This window comes from Massilia sp. NBRC 108631 (genome assembly GCF_059704565.1).
Genome location: NZ_BAAKJE010000270.1, coordinates 1 through 15,523 on the forward strand (window position 1 = coordinate 1; position 15,523 = coordinate 15,523).

The window sequence follows — 15,523 nt, forward strand, 5'->3', positions numbered from 1 at the left end:
TCCCCATCGTCTAGAGGCCTAGGACATCACCCTTTCACGGTGAGTACCGGGGTTCGAATCCCCGTGGGGACGCCAGACAATGAAAGCCGCCTTGTGCGGCTTTTTTGTTACTTGCATGGCTACCGACATGGCTACCGAAATAACTCCCTCCCTCACGCTGGCGCTGTTCTGCAAGGTCGTCGATAACTACGGCGATATCGGCATATGCTGGCGCCTCGCGCGCCAGCTGCGGCACGAGCATGGCGTGGCCGTCACGCTGTGGGTGGACGATCTGCAGACCTTCCAGCGCATCTGCCCCGAGGTGGATACCGGCGCGCCGCTGCAGCAGGTGGCGGGCGTGGCGGTACAGCACTGGGCCGGCCAGGACGGCGGGTTTACGCCGGCCGATGTGGCCGATATCGTCATCGAATTTTTCGGCTGCGACATTCCGCCCGGCTACATCGCCGCGATGGCGCAATGTGAACCTCGCCCGGTATGGCTGAACCTGGAAGGCTTGACGGCGGAAGAGTGGGTGGAGGGCTGCCACACCTTGCCATCCTCGCATCCGCGCTTGCCGCTGACGAAACATTTCTTCTTCCCGGGCTTCACCGCCAAGACCGGCGGCTTGCTGCGTGAATCGGCGCTCGAAGGGCAACGCCAGGCTTTCCTGTCCGATGCCGCTGCCATGGCGGAGTTCCTGGCGCGCTTCGGCGTCACGCCGGCGGAGCTGGCCTCGCTCAAGGTGTCGCTGTTCTGCTACCCGCACGCGCCGGTGGCGGAGCTGTTCAGCGCCTGGGCGCAGGGCGGCGAGCCGGTGCTGTGCCTGGTGCCGGAAGGCGTGGCCGCCGACGCGGTGCAAGCCTTCCTTGGCGCAACTCCGGCGGCCGGCGCGGTCCGCAGCAGCGGCGCGCTGACCGTGCGCGTGCTGCCATTCGTGCCGCAGCAGGATTACGACAAGCTGCTGTGGGCGTGCGACCTGAACTTTGTGCGCGGCGAAGATTCCGTGGTGCGCGCGCAATGGGCCGGCAAGCCTTTCGTGTGGCACATCTACCCGCAGGACGAAAACCTGCACCACAAGAAACTGGGCGCCTTCCTGCAGCGTTATGCGGATCCGGCCGGGCAGGCCGCGGGCGCGCTGGACGCGTTCTCGCTGCGCTGGAACGGCGCGCTGCCGCCAGGCGCGGACAACGGGCCGGACGCGGCAGCCGAGTGGCGCGCGCTGTGGCCGGCGCTGCAGGCGGTGATGCCGGCCGCCGCCAGCCGCGCCGCCGAGTGGCAGCAGCAGATCACCGCTCATGGCGACTTGGCAACAAACCTGCTGCGTTTCGCTGCGTCGCTCAAGTAGGCGGCGCAACAAAAATCAGGTATACTGCCCGGTTACTCTATCAAGTATTTTTACTCGGTATTTTTACTCGATCAAACTAGAGCTTACGGCGTTAGAAGCCAGCAGGCGACAGATGATTTTCACGCAACCCACTTTATACGTACACTCGCTATGAAACCCGCAAAAGAAATTCGTGTTGGCAACATCATCATGGTTGACGCCAAGCCTTTCATCGTTCTGCGTTCTGATGTCAACGGTTCGAGCCGCACGGGCTTCACCTACAAATGGAAGATGAAGAATCTTCTGACGAACGCACCCCTGGAAAACGTGTTCCGCGGTGACGACAAGTTCGACGTCGTCGTTCTGGACAAGAAGCCAGTGACCTACTCGTACTTCGCCGACCCGCTGTACGTCTTCATGGATGAAGAGTACAACCAGTACGAAATCGAAGAAGAAAACCTGGGTGATGCACTGAACTACCTGAAAGACGGTATGGAATGCGAAGCCGTGTTCTACGATGGCAAGGCCATCTCGGTAGAACTGCCGACCACCATCGCGCGCCTGGTTGCTTACTCGGAGCCTGCAGTCAAGGGCAACACTTCGGGCAACGTCCTGAAAGAAGCCAAGATCGAAAACGCGATCGAATCCAAGCGCCACATCGTGATGGTGCCGCTGTTCGTGTCCCAGGACGACGTGATCGAGATCGACACCCGTACCAACGAATACAAGCGCGTCGTTCGCAACTAAGCTGCAAGCTAGCCTGGTGGCGCAGCCAAGGCCGCGCCACTACAAAAAAGCCAGGTTCTCCGGAACCTGGCTTTTTTTTAGCCGTACGGCGTGTAGTTGATGCCGTTCTGGATTGCGCCTATCACCTGTGCCTGGTTCTCCGGGCTGTCCGAGAACTGGGCCAGCACGCTGGCCTGCGAGACGATATTGTTGTTTAGCGCGTCCAGCCAGAAGGCGTAGCCGGCGGCGTCCGGCGCGCGGTGCAGGGTGTTGGCGTAGAAGCGGGTCAGCACTTCGGCGTTGCTTGGATTGACGCCATACAGCGACTTGCCCTCGTCCGACACCAGGAAGTCGTGCGCGATGGATTCCATCGACACGCCGGCATCGCGGGCATTGATCCAGAAGCCCAGGCCGGGCAGGTCGGGGGCGCGGTCGAACGCGGCCTGGTACAGGCGGTAGGCCTGGCCGGCGTGGCCGTTGATGTCCAGCGCCACGTCGGCGTTGGCGAAATGCAGGCGCTCCACGTTGGCCAGCGCATCCTTGCCGTCGCCGGCGGCCACGCTGGTCACCAGGGTGCCGCTGGTGGTGATGGCCACCGTGTAGGCGTCGCGGTTGCCGGCGTAGACGGCGGTGTCGACACCGCCGCCGCCGTCGATGATGTCATCGCCGCCCAGCCCGGTAATCCGGTCGCGGCCCTGGTTGGCGTTGATCACGTCCACGCCGGCGCCGCCGGTGATGGTCTCGCCGGCCAGGCTGCCAAAGCCCGCGCCGACCTTGGTGTGGGTGACGGTGCGCTGGTCGGCGGTGGTGTTGGCCACCATCTGGTAGTGGACGAACACGGCGTCCAGGCTGGCGCTGGCCAGCGCCGCGTTGCTGGCGTAGTTGTAGTGGTTGGCGTCGCCGCCGCTGGACAGGCGCGTCAGGGCGCCGGTCTCCAGGTCCTTGATGAAGACGTCGGTGCGGCCATCGCCGTCGCCGGCCGTGAAGTCGGCCTTGCTCTCGAACAGCACGTAGCGGCCATTGTCCGAGATCGAGGCGTTGCTCGATTCGCCCAGCCCTTGCTGGCCTTCGGTGCTCACCGAGACGCGGATGGTCTCGCCGGTCAGCAGATCCTTGCGGAACACGTCGCGTACGCCATTGGTGTCGCGCCACACCAGGTTGTCGGCCTGGCTGGAGAACACCACGTAGCGGCCGTCGGCCGATACCGCGGCGTTGTCGCTGCTGCCGTTGGCGCCCACGCCGTTGGAATCGGTGGACACGCGGGTGAGGGCGCCCGTGTTCAGGTTCTTGGCGTAGATGTCGGCATAGCTGTCGTCGCCTGCCGCCAGGTTGGTGGCAAAGGTGGTGAAGACCACGGTGCGGCCATCGGACGACATCGCGGTGTCGCCGCTGGGCGCATCGGCCTGCACGCCGGCGGCGGTGGTGGAGGCGTTCACCACGGCGCCGGTCAGCAAGTCCTTGACGAAGACGTCGTCCCTGCCGTTGGTGTCGCCAGCGACCAGGTTGGTCGCCTTGCTGATAAAGGCTACGTAGTGCGCGTCGCCCGACAGTACCGCGTTGTAACTCTGGCCGTTCGCGGCCGCGCCGGTGCTGGTGGTGGATGCCGTGCTCAGCGCGCCGGTGCTCATGTTTTTGACCATGATGCTGGCGTTGCCGTTGACGGTGTTCTGGAAGCTCAGCGTGCCGCCATCTGCCGACAGCGACGCGCTGAGTTTCACACCGGCCAGCGTGCTGCCGTCTGAATTGGTCGACGCCAGCTTCAGCTGCTTGAGCTGAAGATCATACAAATAGATGTCGCCGTCGTTCAGGCTGGTGTCGGCCGGCACCAGGGACTGGTTGGACGAGAATGCCGCATAGCGGCCATTGGCGGAAATACGGGCGCCGATGTCGGTGGCGCTGACGCCGTTCTGCACGGCGCTAGAGATGTTTGGCAGCATGATTGTCGGAGGTTGCGATAGATGGTTGTAGGGATATGGCCGACAAATTGTGCATCAGATAACGAATCGACCTCCGCACGGTTCCACCCGGATATTTTGGTGTTTCCGATAATATTTTTATTCATTTCAGAAAGATAATTAAATTAGTAGCTCGGAAACATTTCGGCTGGTATGCTAACCGATTGCGCGCTTGTTACTATTGGTATAACCACTCACGGAGTTGGGCATGGATCGCAGGGGATTTGTTCGGATGGGCCTGGCCGCCGGTGCGGCCGGTACGGTCGGTACTGCCAACGCCACGGCGCAGGCGCAGTTGTCCGAGGCGGGCAAACCCGGCCCCGGCGGCATCCTCGACAGCGGCGTCCAGCTGCAGCAGGAACTGATGGCCGCCAACAAGCTCACCTCGCACTCCCTCACCTCGCAATACCTGGCCCGCATCCGCAACATCGACAAAGCCGGCCCCCGCATCAACGCCATCATCGAAATCAATCCGGAAGCGCTGAAGATTGCCCGCGAGATGGACCGCGAACGCTTGCTGCGGCGCGTGCGCGGCCCGCTGCACGGCATCCCGGTACTACTGAAGGACAATATCGCCACGGCCGACCGCATGAGCACCACCGCCGGCTCGCTGGCCCTGGCCGGGGTGCGGGCGGCGCGCGACGCCCACGTGGCGGCCCAGCTGCGCGCGGCCGGCGCGGTCATCATCGGCAAGACCAATCTGAGCGAGTGGGCCAATATGCGCTCCACCCATTCCGTCAGCGGCTGGAGCGCGCGCGGCGGCCTGACGCGCAACCCGTATTCGCTCGACCGCAACTGCAGCGGCTCCAGTTCCGGCTCCGGCGCTGCCATCGCTGCCGGCCTGGCCACGCTGGCGGTGGGCACCGAGACCGACGGCTCCATCGTCTCGCCGGCCTCGATCTGCGGCCTGGTCGGCATCAAGCCCACGCTGGGCCTGGTCAGCCGCAGCGGCATCATCCCCATCGCCCACTCGCAGGACACGGCCGGTCCCATGGCGCGTTCGGTGGCCGACGCCGCGCTGATGCTGGCCGCCATGGCCGGCGTGGACCCGGCCGATGCGGCCACCGCCGGCAGCGCCGGCAAGGCCGCCGGCTACGCCGCCGCGCTGGACCGCGACAGCCTGCACGGCAAGCGCCTCGGCGTGGCGCGCAATTTCTTCGGCAAGAATCCGGACGTGGATGCCGAAATCGCCAAGGCGCTGCAGGTGCTGCAGGCGCAGGGCGCGCAACTGGTGGACGTGGAAATACCCAACGTGAACAGGTACGACAGCACCGAAACCGAAGTGCTGCTGCATGAATTCAAGGCCGACCTGGCGGCGTACCTGAAGGACTACGCGCCCCACGCGCCAGTGCGCAATATGGCCGACCTGGTGGAATTCAACCGCCAGCACGCTGACAAGGAAATGCCCTACTTCGGCCAGGAATACCTGGAGCGCGCCGCCGCCAAGGGCGGCCTGGACGAGCAGGTCTACCTGGACGCGCTGGCCAACAACCACCGCTATTCGCGCGCCGAAGGCATCGACCAGGTGATGCGCGAACACCGCCTGGACGCGCTGGTGGCGCCCACCGACGGCCCGGCCTGGCTGACGGACTTCATCAACGGCGACCATTACAACGCCAGCTTCTCCTCGCCCGCCGCGGTGGCCGGTTACCCGCACGTGACCGTGCCGGCCGGCTATGTGCACGGCCTGCCGGTGGGCCTGTCCTTCGTGGGCGGCAGCTACACGGAAGCGAAGCTGATCGGCATGGCCTACGCCTACGAGCAGGCCACGCGGCACCGCCGCGCGCCGCAATTCCCGGCCAGCGTGTCACCCGTGTTCCGCTAGGATTTGACAGAATATCCAATTCTGGATATTCTGTCCAAATGCGAAAACAGAAGATCACCCGCACGGCAGAGCAACAGCTGCTGCTGGACCAGCTCAAGAACGTGGCCGAGGGGCTCGGCCAGACCCTGGCGCCGTTCTGCGAAGTGGTGGTGCACGACTTGCTGGACCCGGCGCACGCCATTGCCGCCATCTACAACAACCTGTCCAGCCGCCACATCGGCGGCCCGGCCACCGAGCTTGGCCTGGCCCGCATCGCGGACGCCGCCTATCCTGCCATCGTGGCAAACTACGCCAACAGTTTCGCCGACGGGCGCCAGGCCAAGAGCACCTCCATCGGCATCAAGGACTCCGGCGGCCAGTACATCGCCGCGCTGTGCATCAACGTGGACCTGACCATGTTCCACGGCCTGCAGTCCGTGTTCGCGCAGTTCAGCCGCATCGACGCCAGCCATGGCGCCAACGGCGGCGGTCCGCAGGAGTCGCTGGACCCGGTGGGCGCCGACGGCATCCGGCGCCGCATCGACGAATACGCGGCACGCCTTTCCAGCACGCCGCGCGCGCTCAAGGCCGGCGAGCGGCGCGCACTGATCGTTGAATTACGGGAGGCGGGCTGCCTGGACGTGCGGCGCGCCATGGAAATCATCGCCCAGCACCTGGGCATTTCAAGAGCGACTGTGTACAGCTATGCCAAATAACGCAAGACTGCTGCTGATCGATAGCGTCCAGGGCGAGACCCTGATGAACTTCCGCGACGTGCTGGACGCCACCCGCGAAGCGTTCGTATTGCATCAGCAGGAGGAGGGGCGCGTGTTCCCGCTGGTGCGCGAGCGCCTGCCGGAAGGCATATGGGGCATCAAGTCCGGCCAGGTGGTGGCGCAGAACCTGCTCGGCTTCAAGTCGGCCGGCTTCTGGCCCGGCAACCGCGAGAAGGGCGGCGAGCCGCACCAGGCCACCATAGTGCTGGTGGACCCGGCCACGGGCCGGCCGCAGTGCATCATCGACGGCAACGGCGTGACCACCATGCGCACCGGCGCGGCCGGCGGCCTCGGGCTGCTGCAGCTGGCGCGCGCCGACAGCAACCGCGTGTGCGTGTTCGGCACCGGCGTGCAGGCCCGCATCCAGCTGCGCTACGCGCTGGAACTGATCCCGTCGCTGCACCAGGTGGACTACGTGAGCTCCAGCGGCGAGGCGGACCTGGCCTTCGAGCGCCAGTTCTCCGAGCGCTGCACGGTCACGCCGGCGGCCGACCGCAACGCCTCCGTGGCGCTGGCCGACATCGTCATTACCGCCACCACCGGGCGCGGTCCGCTGTTCAATCTGGACGCCGTGCGGCCCGGCACCCACTTCAACTGCGTCGGCGCCGACACGCTGGGCAAGCGCGAACTGCCCGAAGGCCTGCTGCGGCAGGCGCGCCTGTTCGTGGACGACCATATCCAGGCGCGCCAGATCGGCGAAATGCAGTGGGCGCCCGAGCTGCCCTGCCACCAGCTGGGCGAACTGCTGTCGGGCCAGCTGCAGGCGCACCGCAAGCCGGAAGACATCACCATCTTCGACATGACCGGCATCGCGCTGCAGGACCTCACCGTGGCGCGCCTGATCTACGAGCGCGCGCTGGCCCGCGGCGTGGGCACCAGCGTGGCCTGGCCGTGGTAATTATTCAGTCATCAGAAAGGACATCCATGCAAGTCTTGCCGACCTACGACGACGTTGCCGCCGCCGCGCAGCGCATTGAAGGCCACGCCCACCGCACCCCCGTGCTGCGCTCGCGCACGGCGGACCAGGAACTGGGCGCACAACTATTTTTCAAAGCCGAGAACCTGCAGCGCATGGGCGCCTTCAAGTTCCGCGGCGCCTTCAACGCGCTGGCGCGCTTCGACGCGGCGCAGCGCGAGGCTGGCGTGGTCGCTTTCTCGTCCGGCAACCACGCCCAGGCCATCGCGCTGTCGGCGCGCCTGCTGGACATTCCCGCCACCATCGTCATGCCGCAGGACGCGCCGGCCGCCAAGGTGGCCGCCACCAGGGGCTACGGCGGCAAGGTGGTGCTGTACGACCGCTATACCGAAGACCGCGAGGCCATCGGCCGCAGGCTGGCCGAAGAGGGCGGCCTGACCCTGATCCCGCCGTACGACCATCCGGACGTGATCGCCGGCCAGGGCACGGCGGCCAAGGAGCTGTTCGACGAAGTGGGCCCGCTGGACGCGCTGTTCGTCTGCCTGGGCGGCGGCGGCCTGCTGTCCGGCTGCGCGCTGGCCGCGCGCGCCTTGTCGCCGGACTGCAAAATCTACGGCGTGGAGCCGGAGGCGGGCAACGACGGCCAGCAATCGTTCCGCAGCGGCGCCATCGTCCACATCGACACGCCCAAGACCATCGCCGACGGCGCTCAGACCCAGCACCTGGGTAACTACACCTTTGATATCATCCGGCGCAACGTGGACGATGTGCTGACTGTCTCCGATGCGCAACTGGTGGACGAAATGCGCTTCTTCGCGTCGCGCATGAAAATCGTCGTCGAACCTACCGGCTGCCTGGGTTTTGCCGCCGCGCGCGCCATGCGTGCGCAGCTGCAGGGCAAGCGCATCGGCGTTATCATCAGCGGCGGCAACGTGGACATGGCGCGCTTCTGCTCCCTATTGGCCTAAAGGACAGGTTACAGGCCGGGGCAGGCACGGTTAGAGTCGTACCATCAACGATGAGGCGAGGGCACCCACATGCATTCCGTACAACAGGAAGTCGACGAACGCAGCAACCTGACCGGCACCAACAAGTTCGAACTGCTGCTGTTCCGGCTGGGCGGCGACGCCACCGGCGAGCGCAACGAGCTGTTCGGCATCAACGTGTTCAAGATCCGCGAGATCGTCGCCATGCCGCCCATCACGGCGGTGGCGGGATCGCAGCCCCATATGCTGGGCGTGGTCAACCTGCGCGGCCAGATCATCCAGGTGCTGGATCTGCCCGCCATCTGCGGCTGCAAGCCCAAGACCGGCCTGAACATCATGCTGGTCACCGAGTTCGCCCGCACCACGCAAGCGTTCGCGGTGGAATCGGTGGAGGACATCGTGCGGCTCGACTGGGGCCAGGTGCTGTCGGCCGAATCGACCGCCGTGGGCGGCATGGTCACCAGCATCGCGCGCCTGGACGGCGCCAGCGGTTCGCGCCTGGCGCAGGTGCTGGACGTGGAAACCATCCTGCGCAGCATGAACCCGAGCGACCGGCCCGACGTCGACCCCGAAACCATCGGCCCCAGCCTGAACCTGCGGCCCGGCACCATGATCCTGGCCGCCGACGACTCGGTGGTGGCCCGCTCGCTGATCGAGAAGGGCCTGGAAGCGATGGGCGCGCCCTTTATCATGACCAAGTCCGGCAAGGAAGCGTGGGACAAGCTGGGCCAGATCGCCGCCGCCGCCGAGGCCGAAGGCAAGACCGTGTACGACAAGATCGCGCTGGTGCTGACCGACCTGGAAATGCCGGAAATGGACGGTTTCACGCTCACGCGCAACATCAAGCAGACCGGCCGCTACTCCGCGCTGCCGGTGGTGATTCATTCGTCCTTGTCGGGCACAACCAACGAAGAGCACGTCAAGACCGTGGGCGCGGACGCCTATGTGGCCAAGTTCATGGCCGAAGAGCTGGCCGCCACCATCCGCAAGGTGCTGGCGAAATAGGGCGGGTAGCAAGGAAAAATCGCGGTAGAATTTAAGCGGGCGCCACCCGGCGCGCCCGCCCGGCCGCGATGGAACTTATGCTGCAAATCGATTTTCCGATCCGCAAAGAATGCCCGCCCGGCGCCTGCGACTGCAAGCGCGAGCTGCTGCTGGACGGCCCGGCGGTGGACATGGCCGGGCTGGCCATCCTGCGGCTGACCAGGGAAGAAGAGAAGCGCCTGATCCAGCGTATCGAGGCTGCAGAGAGCTATGAAGAACTGCAGCGCATCGGCGTGCGGCTGCAGCAAAACCTCGGCGTGGCCTTGAAGATCGCGCCCGGCGACAATGAGGTGCGCACCGTGATGGGCTTGCAGATCGAGCTGAGCATGCGTCCCGGGCTGTGCCGCAAGACGCGCGAAGCCGTTCCGGCCGCCGTGCGCCGCTGCCTCAAGAAAAACCCCGCCATCATCTACGCCATCCTCGACGCCCATGACCTGTTCGGCGCGTCGTAACACGGTTTCAGGAGGAACCTTGATCACCCGGCTTGCTTCATGCAGTTGCGGCCAACTGACGGCCCAAACCGTCGGCGACCCGGTCCGCGTCTCGATCTGCCATTGCCTTGCATGCCAGCGCCGCACCGGAAGCCCATTCGGCCAGCAAGCACGCTTCCTGCGCGAGCACGTCACCATTTGCGGCGCATCGACCGAGTATGTCCGCATTGGCGATGAGGGCCCGGGAGCAAGATTCCACTTCTGTCCGCAATGCGGCGCCACGGTGTACTATGAGCTTTTGGCGATGCCGGAATACTTCGGCATGCCCATCGGCGCGTTCGCCGAGCCGGATTTCCCCGCCCCGACCATTTCAGTCTACGAAGAGCGCATGCACAGCTGGGTAGTGCCGCCAGCCGGCGCAGAGCATATCCGGTAACCGCGGCATCCGATTGAACTGACAACGGATGACGAAATCACTTTGAACGATCAGGCAAGCAATGAAGATATATGTTTGGACCAGTTACTCCATGACTAACCCCGGTGGTAATGACGCTGCCGGGGTGACTGGAGAAACTTATGAAAGATTTGGCACGTGCGCTTCGGCGCCATCATGCTGCCCGCATCAAGCGGGCACGCCGTTTTTATTTTGGAATTGACAACTCGACCGATTTGCGCCAGCTCGGCAAACTGTTAAATACGCCAACGCCTTGTAGTTGCTGGATGTGCGGCAATCCAAGACGCCAAGGCGAGCTTAGCGTGTCGGAATTGCTGCATGCACTAACGTGGCATGAAGACGCGTGAGGAAAGCCAGCTGCCGGGGAGTGTGGGCGTGGATGCACCGTGTCGCGCGTATCGCGTGCTCAGGTTTCCGGCAGCACAAACCGCGCGATGGCCAGATAGTGCAGGGCGCTGCCGAGCAGGACGAAGAGGTGCCAGATGCCGTGCGCGTGGCGCATGCGGGTGTCGACCACGTAGAAGATGATGCCGACCGTGTAGAACAGCCCGCCCGCCAGCACAAAGGCGAAGCCGTCGCTGCCGAGCGACTCGCGCAGCGGCAGCACCATCAGCACGGCGGACCAGCCCATGGTCAGGTAGATCACCACCGACAGCCAGCGCTGCTCGACTTTTCTCAGTTCCTGCATGATGCCGATGCCCGCCAGCAGCCACACGGCAGCCAGCAAGGCCCAGCCGAGCTGGCTGTCCAGCGCCAGGCTGCAGAACGGGGTGTAGGTGCCGGCGATCAGCACGTAGATCGCGCAGTGGTCGAACTTCTGCCACACGGCTTTCGCGCGGCCGATGCTGGCGTGGTAGAAGGTCGAGCAGGCATACAGCAGCACCAGGCTGAAGCAATACACGCCGATGCTGACCACGCTCTGCCACGGTCCGCTGTGCACTTGCCCCAGCAGATACACCGACCCGCCAGCCGCCAGCAGCGCGCCAGCCAGATGTGTTACCGCATTAAATCTTTCGCCTGCCTGCGCAAACCGGACCATGGCGCACCTCTCAAGGAGTCGTTAGCCCATTGTAGCGGCGAATTAAGATAAGACTGTGACGGAACGCACGTTATATGGGTGGCCATGCAGACCAGGCCCATCCTTTTTACGCCGGCTGCACCAGGTTGATGAGGTTGCCGCAGGTGTCTTCGAACAGCACGCCGGTGATCGGGCCCATGTTGGTGGGTTCGCCCCGGAACACCACGCCCAGTTCCTTCAGGCGGATGTATTCGGCCTGGATATTGTCGGTGAGGAAGGCGGTGGCGGGGATGCCGGCCGCGTAGAGTGCGCTCTGGTAAGCGTGCGCGGGCGGGAAGCCGATCGGTTCCAGTACCAGCTCCACGCCCTCGGCGCCCTCGGGCGAGGTCACTGTCAGCCAGCGGAAACTGCCCATGGCGATGTCGTTCTTGACCGTGAAGCCGAGAATCTCCGTATAGAAAGCCAGCGCCTTGGCCTGGTCCTCCACCATGATGCCGGCTAGTCCGATTCTCATGCTGCTCTCCCGATAGCGTTGTTTGAAGCAACTCTATCAGAAGACGCCGGCGGATAGTTGGACTTCGCCGCTTTACACTTCGATAAAGCGCATCTTGAAGTTGCGGCCCTTGAAGCTGCCGAAGTCGGCGCCTTCGCGGCTGCCCTTGGCCAGGCGGTCGAACGCCTCGTAGGCCACGCGGCGGTCGATCGCCACATAGGTCTGGAATTCGAACACGTTGATCTTGCCCACCTGTTCCTTGGCCAGGCCGGCGTCGCCGGTGAGCGCGCCCAGCACGTCGCCCGGGCGCAGCTTGTCCTTCTTGCCGGCAAGGATGCACAGGGTCATGAACGGCGCCGGGTCGCCTTGCGCGTATTCGTCGTCCGGCAATTCCTTGATCGAGTGCCATTCCACGGCCGCGCCCTGGTATTCCTCGATCAGCTTGACCCACTTCTTCTCGTTCGGCGCGCACAGCGACAAGGCCAGGCCGCGCTCGTCGCCGCGGCCGGTGCGGCCGATGCGGTGGATGTGCACTTCGGTGTCTTTCGACACGTCGACGTTGATCACCGCTTCCAGGTTGGCAATGTCCAGGCCGCGCGCGGCCACGTCGGTGGCCACCAGCACGGTGGCGCTGCGGTTCGAGAACAGCACCAGGATCTCGTCGCGCTCACGCTGCTCCAGCTCGCCGTACAGCGCCAGCGCCGTGAAGCCTTCGGCGCGCAGCGATTCCACCAGCTCGCGGCAGTGCACCTTGGTGTTGCAGAAGGCGATGGCCGAGGCCGGCTGGTAATGCTTGAGCAGCTTGCCGACCGCCTTGTCGCGGTCATCGAAGCCCACTTCATAGAAGCGCTGCTCGATCTTGCTGTTGTCGTGCTGCGCCTGCACCGTCACTTCCACCGGGTCGGCCAGGAAGGCTTCGGTGGCCACGCGGATGTCGTCCGGGTAGGTGGCCGAGAACAGCAGGGTCTGGCGGCGCTTGGGGCAGGCCGACACGATGCCGGCGATCTCGTCGTAGAAGCCCATGTCGGTCATGCGGTCCGCTTCGTCCAGCACCAGGGTGTTGACGGTGGACAGGTCCAGCGTCTGGCGGCCCAGGTGGTCGCGCACGCGGCCCGGGGTGCCAACCACGATGTGGGCGCCGTGTTCCAGCGAGGCGATCTGCGGGCGCATCGGCGAGCCGCCGGTCAGCACCAGGATCTTCACGTTGCCCACGCCGCGCGCCAGGCGGCGCAGCTCGTTGGCCACCTGGTCGGCCAGTTCGCGCGTCGGGCACAGCACCAGTCCCTGGGTGGCGAACCAGGCCGGGTTCAGCTTGCTCAGCATGCCGATGCCGAAGGCGGCGGTCTTGCCGCTGCCGGTCTTGGCCTGGGCGATCAGGTCGCGTCCTTCCAGCACCGACGGCAGGCTCTGGGCCTGGATGGCGGTCATGGTGGTGTAGCCGAGGATGTCGAGGTTGGCCAGGAAGGCAGGCGTCAGCGGCAGGCTGTGGAAGGAATCAGAACTCATGGTGGCGGACCCGGTAAAAAAGTGGGGAAGTGCGCACAGTCTAGCAGGCTCCTGGGAGCCGTTGCCGGCCATGCGCAAGCGGTGTCCGCTCACAGCGGACGTGCAGAGACTCAGTTCGGACGCCAGACCGGCAGGCCCATCACGTCCAGGCCTTCGTCGCGCTGCCAGACCGGCAGGCCGCTGTTGTCGGTCGCCTCCAGCAGTTCGAGCTGTTCCTGTTTCAAGGCGGCACGACGCACGCGCGGCGGAGGCGGGCGCTTGGGCTCCGGCTCCAGCGGCGCGGCCGGCGCGAAGCCAGGCAGGTCGAAGGTCGCGTTGTCTTTTTTGTCTCTCATCTCAAAAACAAAAGCCCGGCTGCAGCAGTCGGGCTCAAATATTTAAAGCGGCACGCAGTGTATCACAAAGCCATGCCGCCGTGGTGGGTATAGTAGCTTAGCGGAAACTCAGGGCGCCCGTCAGGTCGCCCGGCGGCGTCGCGCCGCGCGCGGCGAAGGCCTCGTTGCGCGTTTTCAGGCCGTCCAGCAGCGGCAGGCCGTGCAGGCGCGTGAGGAAGCGCATGATGGAGGTGGTGTCGTAGAAGGTGTGGTCGACCGCGCCTTTCTTGGCGTACGGCGACACCACCATGGCCGGAATGCGCGAACCCGGGCCCCAGCGGTCGCCCTTGGGCGGCGCCACGTGGTCCCACCAGCCGCCGTTCTCGTCGAAGGTGACGATCACCACCATGTCCTTCCATTGCGGCGACTTCTGCAGGTGGGCGATGATGTTGGTGATGTGCTGGTCGCCCGATTCGATATCGGAGTAGCCCGCGTGCAGGTTCAGGTTGCCCTGCGGCTTGTAGAAGGCCACCGCCGGCAGCTTGCCGGCCACCGCGTCGGCCAGGAACCTGTTCGACATTGGGCTGTCGCCCAGGCCGCCATCGCGCAGGTGCTCGGCGCGTGCGGCGGTGCCGGGCGCGAACTGCGTGAAGTAGTTGAATGGCTGGTGGTGGTACTGGAAGTTTGGCTTCGGTCCGCCGCCGTTGCTGTCCAGCGCCGCCTGCCAGGCGCCGCCGTACCAGGCCCAGCTCACGCCTTTGCGCGACAGCAGGTCGCCGATGGTGTCGTAGCTTTGCGGCGGCTGGTAATAGGCCTCGTCCGGATTGGCCAGGTTCTGGTCGCCGCCGGGCACCGGCTTGATCCAGCTCGGCTGGTACGGCGGCGCCATGGTGTTGACGATGTAGCCGTCCGGCGTGATGGCGCCGTCGTTCACGTACTTCGGCTTGCCGTCCAGCGCGGACGCGGGGCTGTCCTGCGCCACGGCCAGGCGCGAACCGGTGGGGCCGTCGGCCAGCACCACGATTTTCTTCTTGGCGGCGCTGTTGGCCGCGTTGGGGAACTCGGCAGGGCGGCCGCTGATCAGGAACTGGTGGTTCATATAGGAACCGCCGAAGGCCGCCATGAAGAAGTTGTCGCACAGCGTGTACTGGCGCGCCAGCTGGTACAGACCCAGGTTCTTTGCAGTTTCGCCGTAGTAGCCCATCACCATGCCGCCGGTGTTGCCCCAAGCCACGAAGCCGTCGTTCTTGCCGCCGTTGATCTGCATCTGGTTCTGGTAGAACAAGTGCCACAGGTCGCGCGTGATGACGGACTCGGGCAGCGGCTTGCCGTCCGAGCCGGTCAGCTTGAAGGGCGCGTTCGGCAAGTCCTTGATCTGCTCTTCCTTGATCTCGTAGGTCTTGCCGCCGATGGTTTGCGACTGCGGCACCATGCCGCCCCAGATCTTCGGCAGCGTGGGCAGCACCGAGCCGTTGTAGTCTTTCTGCGCCTGCTCGGCCGACAGCGTGGTGGGCATGGGCGAGGCCAGGCCGGGGAAGTCGGCAAACAGGTTGTTGAAGCTGCGGTTTTCCAGGTAGATGACCACCACGTTTTTCACGTGCGCCTTGAGCTTGGCGTCCAGCGATCCGGCGGCAGGCTTTCTGGCGGGAGCGGCGCCGGCGATGCCGGGCACGGCGCTGGCAAGGCCGGTGGCGGCCGCGGCCTGGAAAATGCGGCGGCGCGAGAGGTTGGCGGGTTGGTTATCGTTGTCGCTCACGCGCGGCTCCTGAGAAAGATTTTCAAGCGGCAAAGTTTATC

The 15,523-nt window shown here is 65.0% G+C and carries 16 protein-coding genes; 10 read left to right on the forward strand and 6 right to left on the reverse strand.

Translation table 11 applies throughout. From position 1 onward, the window contains the following. Positions 1-127: 127 nt before the first annotated feature. Together earP and AC6H42_RS29760 are read left to right on the forward strand one after the other, a co-directional pair. Positions 128-1,324 carry an elongation factor P maturation arginine rhamnosyltransferase EarP gene (gene earP, locus AC6H42_RS29755; RefSeq protein WP_057158085.1) on the forward strand — a complete coding sequence of 399 codons (1,197 nt, stop codon included), beginning with the start codon at positions 128-130 and terminating at the stop codon, positions 1,322-1,324. A 150-nt stretch (positions 1,325-1,474) separates the two neighbouring features. After that, complete coding sequence (locus tag AC6H42_RS29760) at positions 1,475-2,050, forward strand: elongation factor P (protein WP_057157976.1); 576 nt, start codon at positions 1,475-1,477, stop codon at positions 2,048-2,050. Between the two features lie 77 nt (positions 2,051-2,127). Here the strand turns inward: AC6H42_RS29760 and AC6H42_RS29765 are convergent, their stop codons facing one another. Beyond that, a complete protein-coding gene (locus AC6H42_RS29765) occupies positions 2,128-3,966 on the reverse strand; it encodes a DUF4214 domain-containing protein (RefSeq protein ID WP_497549603.1) in 1,839 nt (612 codons plus the stop codon). 226 nt (positions 3,967-4,192) lie between these two features. Between AC6H42_RS29765 and AC6H42_RS29770 the strand changes: the two genes are divergently transcribed. The 8 genes from AC6H42_RS29770 (at position 4,193) to AC6H42_RS29805 (ending at position 10,742) form a co-directional block, all read left to right on the forward strand. After that, the gene (locus AC6H42_RS29770) at positions 4,193-5,809 is read left to right on the forward strand and encodes an amidase (protein ID WP_497549604.1); all 1,617 of its coding nucleotides are present in this window, start codon (positions 4,193-4,195) and stop codon (positions 5,807-5,809) included. A 38-nt stretch (positions 5,810-5,847) separates the two neighbouring features. Next, positions 5,848-6,504: a helix-turn-helix transcriptional regulator gene (locus AC6H42_RS29775; protein WP_057157979.1), complete on the forward strand. Its 657-nt coding sequence runs from the start codon at positions 5,848-5,850 to the stop codon at positions 6,502-6,504. Further along, positions 6,494-7,462, forward strand: a complete 969-nt coding sequence (locus AC6H42_RS29780; protein WP_497549605.1) for an ornithine cyclodeaminase family protein — start codon at positions 6,494-6,496, stop codon at positions 7,460-7,462. The genes AC6H42_RS29775 and AC6H42_RS29780 overlap by 11 nt, the downstream gene beginning before the upstream one ends. A gap of 26 nt (positions 7,463-7,488) precedes the next feature. Then, a complete protein-coding gene (locus AC6H42_RS29785; protein WP_497549606.1) occupies positions 7,489-8,448 on the forward strand; it encodes a threo-3-hydroxy-L-aspartate ammonia-lyase in 960 nt (319 codons plus the stop codon). Between the two features lie 69 nt (positions 8,449-8,517). Then, positions 8,518-9,471: a chemotaxis protein gene (locus AC6H42_RS29790; protein ID WP_057157982.1), complete on the forward strand. Its 954-nt coding sequence runs from the start codon at positions 8,518-8,520 to the stop codon at positions 9,469-9,471. 77 nt (positions 9,472-9,548) lie between these two features. Continuing rightward, on the forward strand, positions 9,549-9,962 hold the full coding sequence (locus AC6H42_RS29795; RefSeq protein WP_057157983.1) for a hypothetical protein: 414 nt from the start codon (positions 9,549-9,551) through the stop codon (positions 9,960-9,962). Between the two features lie 19 nt (positions 9,963-9,981). Further along, positions 9,982-10,377: a GFA family protein gene (locus AC6H42_RS29800; protein WP_497549607.1), complete on the forward strand. Its 396-nt coding sequence runs from the start codon at positions 9,982-9,984 to the stop codon at positions 10,375-10,377. Positions 10,378-10,517: 140 nt separating this feature from the next. Then, positions 10,518-10,742, forward strand: a complete 225-nt coding sequence (locus AC6H42_RS29805) for a hypothetical protein (protein ID WP_497549608.1) — start codon at positions 10,518-10,520, stop codon at positions 10,740-10,742. A gap of 59 nt (positions 10,743-10,801) precedes the next feature. On the opposite strand, the gene trhA is transcribed toward AC6H42_RS29805, so the two are convergent. From trhA to AC6H42_RS29830, 5 genes are all read right to left on the reverse strand, one after another. Next, positions 10,802-11,434, reverse strand: a complete 633-nt coding sequence (trhA, locus tag AC6H42_RS29810) for a PAQR family membrane homeostasis protein TrhA (protein WP_057157985.1) — start codon at positions 11,432-11,434, stop codon at positions 10,802-10,804. A 106-nt stretch (positions 11,435-11,540) separates the two neighbouring features. Further along, positions 11,541-11,927, reverse strand: coding sequence for a VOC family protein (locus AC6H42_RS29815; protein ID WP_057157986.1), 387 nt, complete (start codon positions 11,925-11,927; stop codon positions 11,541-11,543). Between the two features lie 72 nt (positions 11,928-11,999). After that, entirely contained in the window at positions 12,000-13,412 is a 1,413-nt protein-coding gene (dbpA, locus tag AC6H42_RS29820) for an ATP-dependent RNA helicase DbpA (RefSeq protein WP_057157987.1), read from the reverse strand. A 110-nt stretch (positions 13,413-13,522) separates the two neighbouring features. Continuing rightward, entirely contained in the window at positions 13,523-13,747 is a 225-nt protein-coding gene (locus tag AC6H42_RS29825) for a hypothetical protein (RefSeq protein WP_057157988.1), read from the reverse strand. A 97-nt stretch (positions 13,748-13,844) separates the two neighbouring features. Then, positions 13,845-15,482, reverse strand: a complete 1,638-nt coding sequence (locus AC6H42_RS29830; RefSeq protein WP_497549609.1) for an acid phosphatase — start codon at positions 15,480-15,482, stop codon at positions 13,845-13,847. Positions 15,483-15,523: the final 41 nt, after the last annotated feature.

Coding starts and splice junctions, on each gene's coding strand:
- AC6H42_RS29760 (WP_057157976.1), top strand. CDS start 1,475: ATGAAACCCGCAAAAGAAATTCGTGTTGGCAACATCATCATGGTTGAC.
- earP (WP_057158085.1), top strand. CDS start 128: ATGGCTACCGAAATAACTCCCTCCCTCACGCTGGCGCTGTTCTGCAAG.
- trhA (WP_057157985.1), bottom strand. CDS start 11,434: ATGGTCCGGTTTGCGCAGGCAGGCGAAAGATTTAATGCGGTAACACAT.
- AC6H42_RS29765 (WP_497549603.1), bottom strand. CDS start 3,966: ATGCTGCCAAACATCTCTAGCGCCGTGCAGAACGGCGTCAGCGCCACC.
- AC6H42_RS29780 (WP_497549605.1), top strand. CDS start 6,494: ATGCCAAATAACGCAAGACTGCTGCTGATCGATAGCGTCCAGGGCGAG.
- AC6H42_RS29795 (WP_057157983.1), top strand. CDS start 9,549: ATGCTGCAAATCGATTTTCCGATCCGCAAAGAATGCCCGCCCGGCGCC.
- AC6H42_RS29770 (WP_497549604.1), top strand. CDS start 4,193: ATGGATCGCAGGGGATTTGTTCGGATGGGCCTGGCCGCCGGTGCGGCC.
- AC6H42_RS29805 (WP_497549608.1), top strand. CDS start 10,518: ATGAAAGATTTGGCACGTGCGCTTCGGCGCCATCATGCTGCCCGCATC.
- AC6H42_RS29785 (WP_497549606.1), top strand. CDS start 7,489: ATGCAAGTCTTGCCGACCTACGACGACGTTGCCGCCGCCGCGCAGCGC.
- AC6H42_RS29790 (WP_057157982.1), top strand. CDS start 8,518: ATGCATTCCGTACAACAGGAAGTCGACGAACGCAGCAACCTGACCGGC.
- AC6H42_RS29815 (WP_057157986.1), bottom strand. CDS start 11,927: ATGAGAATCGGACTAGCCGGCATCATGGTGGAGGACCAGGCCAAGGCG.
- dbpA (WP_057157987.1), bottom strand. CDS start 13,412: ATGAGTTCTGATTCCTTCCACAGCCTGCCGCTGACGCCTGCCTTCCTG.
- AC6H42_RS29825 (WP_057157988.1), bottom strand. CDS start 13,747: ATGAGAGACAAAAAAGACAACGCGACCTTCGACCTGCCTGGCTTCGCG.
- AC6H42_RS29775 (WP_057157979.1), top strand. CDS start 5,848: ATGCGAAAACAGAAGATCACCCGCACGGCAGAGCAACAGCTGCTGCTG.